General features: G+C 68.0%; 3 protein-coding genes. All 3 read right to left on the minus strand.

Features of this window, described 5'->3' with window-relative positions:
- Positions 1-11: 11 nt before the first annotated feature.
- From BN1233_RS42145 to BN1233_RS42155, 3 genes are read right to left on the minus strand one after another with little or no spacing between them, the layout of a single operon-like run.
- Complete coding sequence (locus BN1233_RS42145) at positions 12-785, minus strand: ABC transporter permease (RefSeq protein ID WP_046869664.1); 774 nt, start codon at positions 783-785, stop codon at positions 12-14.
- A complete protein-coding gene (locus BN1233_RS42150; protein ID WP_046869665.1) occupies positions 782-1,585 on the minus strand; it encodes an ABC transporter ATP-binding protein in 804 nt (267 codons plus the stop codon). Before BN1233_RS42150 ends, BN1233_RS42145 begins: the two co-directional genes overlap by 4 nt.
- Entirely contained in the window at positions 1,585-2,556 is a 972-nt protein-coding gene (locus BN1233_RS42155) for an ABC transporter substrate-binding protein (protein ID WP_048710191.1), read from the minus strand. The genes BN1233_RS42150 and BN1233_RS42155 overlap by 1 nt, the downstream gene beginning before the upstream one ends.
- Positions 2,557-3,013: the final 457 nt, after the last annotated feature.

Below are 3,013 nucleotides of genomic sequence, written 5' to 3' on the forward strand. Positions count from 1 at the left end.
GATTCACGTGACTAGGATGCATTCGCGTTCGTGCCCCAGCGGCGATGCAGGAAACGCTCCCAGGGCGAGAACAGGACGCGATCGGCCAGCAGCCCGATCAGCACGATCACGATCATGACGCCGATCACCTGCTCCATGGCGTTCAGCTCGCGCCCGTAATGGAGCAGGTGGCCGAGACCGAACCCGGTCAGGATCGAGACATAGATCTCCGCCGCCATCAGCGAGCGCCAGGCAAAGGCCCAGCCCTGCTTCATGCCGCTGACCAGGAAGGGCAGCGACGCCGGCAGGATCACCCGCGTCCACTTGTGGAAGCCCTCCGAGCCCATCGTGCGGGCCGCGCGGGCATAGATCGGCGGGATGTTGCGGGCCCCGTTGTCCGTCGCGATGATCACCGACCAGACCGTGCCCATGACGACGACGAACAGCATCGCGCCTTCGGTTTGCCCGAACCAGATCAGGGCGAGCGGAACCCAGCACACGCTCGGCAGGGTCTGGAGTCCGAGCGCAAGGGCACCAATGGTGTCCTCGAGCGTGCGGGAGGTGCTGGTCAGGAGCCCGAGCGGAAGGCCGATGATGACTCCGGCCGCATAGCCGATTAGGAGCCGCTTGAGCGTGACCCAAGCCGCTTCCGGAAGGGAGCCGTCGAGCAGCGCCCCCCAGATATACTCCGCGACGTATAAGGGTGATGGCAGGAGCACCGCCGACCAGCGGCCGCTGCGCACGGCCAGTTCCCAGAGGATGCCCAGCGCGGCGAAGAACAGCAGCGCGACGAGAACGCGTTTCATTCGGACACCGCCCCTCTCAAGGTGCCCTTCAGGGCCGCAGCAATTCCGGATGTGTGGCTCGCCAGGGCCGGGCTGTTGATGTCGCGCGGGCGGGGCAGCGGGATCGCGAAGACCTGCGCGATGCGGCCCGGCGAGGGCGACATCAGGACGATCCGGTCTCCCAGGCAGACGGCCTCCCGGACATTGTGGGTGACGAACACGATGGTCTTGCGGCTGTCGCGCCAGATGCGCTGGACGTCATCGTAGAGCTGATCGCGGGTGAGCGCATCGAGCGCCGCGAAGGGCTCATCCATCAGCAACACCTGCGGATCGGGCGCAAGCGCCCGCGCGAGGGCGACGCGCTGCTTCATGCCGCCGGACAGTTCGTGCACATGCGCGCGCTTGAAGCTCTCGAGCCCAACGAGCTGGAGGAAGCGGTTGGCGATGTCCCGCCTCTCGCGGTTGGTGAGGTCCGGCCGCAGCTTCAGGCCGAACATGACGTTCCCGAAGGCATCGAGCCACGGGAACAGCGCCGATTCCTGGAACATCACGAGGCGCTGCCGCCCGGGCCCCTGCACGAGCTTGCCATCGGCCAGCACGCGGCCGCTGTCCGGTAGCGTCAGGCCGGCCATGATGTCGAGCAGGGTGGACTTGCCGCATCCGCTCGGGCCGATCAGGCAGACGAACTCGCCCTCCGTGACATTCAGGGACACGTTGTCGAGCGCCTGCACGGTGGCGCGCGACGAGGTGTAGCGCTTCGACACGCCCTCGACCACGAGCTTCGGCGCGAGACCTGCCGCCGCTTCCCCGGTGTCCCTCATCAGGGTGTCTCGATCAGACGCGACAGGTCGGGCACCCCGCGCAGGAAGCCCACCTGCTGGGCGCTGGTCACGAAGGCCTGGAAGGCCGGCAGGCTGGTTTCCGGCGTCACGGTCATGCGGCTCCAGGCCCGGGCGACAAGCTCGGGAGACATCTCGACGCGGAACGTGGCCTGGAGTTCCTCGCGCGCCAGGCGCTGGGCCTCCTCGGGGTTCTGCCTGATCCAGTCGGTCAGCGCGCGATGGGCGGCCACGAAGCGCCGCGCGAGGTCGCGGTTCCTGGCGAGAAAGGCCACGCTGGACACGAGCACGGTCGTGATCGCCTCCTTCTCCTCGACCAGCACCCGGCCGCCGGCCTCCGCCTCGAGGCGCGAGACCCAGGGCTCGACCGTCCAGACGGCATCGAGTTGCTTGCTCCGGAACAGCGACAGTTGGTCGGGGTTCGAGGTGGGCACGACCTGGGCGTCGCCGCCCGTCTGGGTGATGCGCAGCCCGCCCGTGGCAAGCCACGCGCGGGCTGCGACGTCCTGGGTGTTGCCGAATTGCGGGGTGGCGATGCGCTTGCCGCGGAAGTCGGCAGGCGTGGTGAGCCCGGCATCCGGTTGCACCACGAGGGCCGAGCCGCCGTTCACCGCCCCCGCGATGACCCGGATCTCGTTGCCGCGCGAGCGGGCATAGGCGTTGAGCGCCGGGTTCGGCCCGACATAGGTGAGATCGAGCGAGTTGGCGAAGATCGCCTCCATGGCGCTCGGGCCGGCATTGTAGGCATACCACTCGACCTTGACACCGGGACCCAGCCGCTCGGCGAACCAGCTCCTGCCCTGCCGCTCCAGGGCGCGACCCACGAGCGCCTGCACATGGGTGATGTTGGGAAAGTGTCCGACCCGCACCGTGGCACCCTGTGCCACGGCCGGAACATGCCCCGTCAGGAACGAGAACGCCGACAGGACGAGGAGCCGCACGCCGAACCGCATGGGCAATCTCCCGCGAGATGGGTCACGCTAGGCGCTCTCCCGTGTGGGTCAACGGATCCCGGGCCGGGAGAAAACAAACTCAATCGTATCGCCGTGGGTACTGTCGGTCGGAGTGCCATAAGCCAGGAGGATGGGCCTTGCAGGCAGGCGATTGGGACGTGGTGCTGCACCTGGTCCGCGCGGGCCAGGGCGACGGCTTCGCGTGACGCCACGCGGCCAACCAGTCCCGCGGCGCTGCCTGAGAGATCGGCCGGTGCCGCGGCAATCCTAGGTCAGGCGGACAAGAACCCCCAATGTCTCGAGATCCTATGCGGCAGTACTGGCCCTTTTGAGCAGCGCCACTTGCGGCGGCACCTGTACCAGGGTTGGCGTATGCCGTGTCCGCCGAGAGCATCACGATGGGCGAGACGCTTCTCCTGCCCGATGCCTCGAGTCCGGCGCTGCTCCGGATGCCCAG

This window comes from Microvirga massiliensis (assembly GCF_001006805.1).
Lineage (GTDB): Bacteria > Pseudomonadota > Alphaproteobacteria > Rhizobiales > Beijerinckiaceae > Microvirga > Microvirga massiliensis.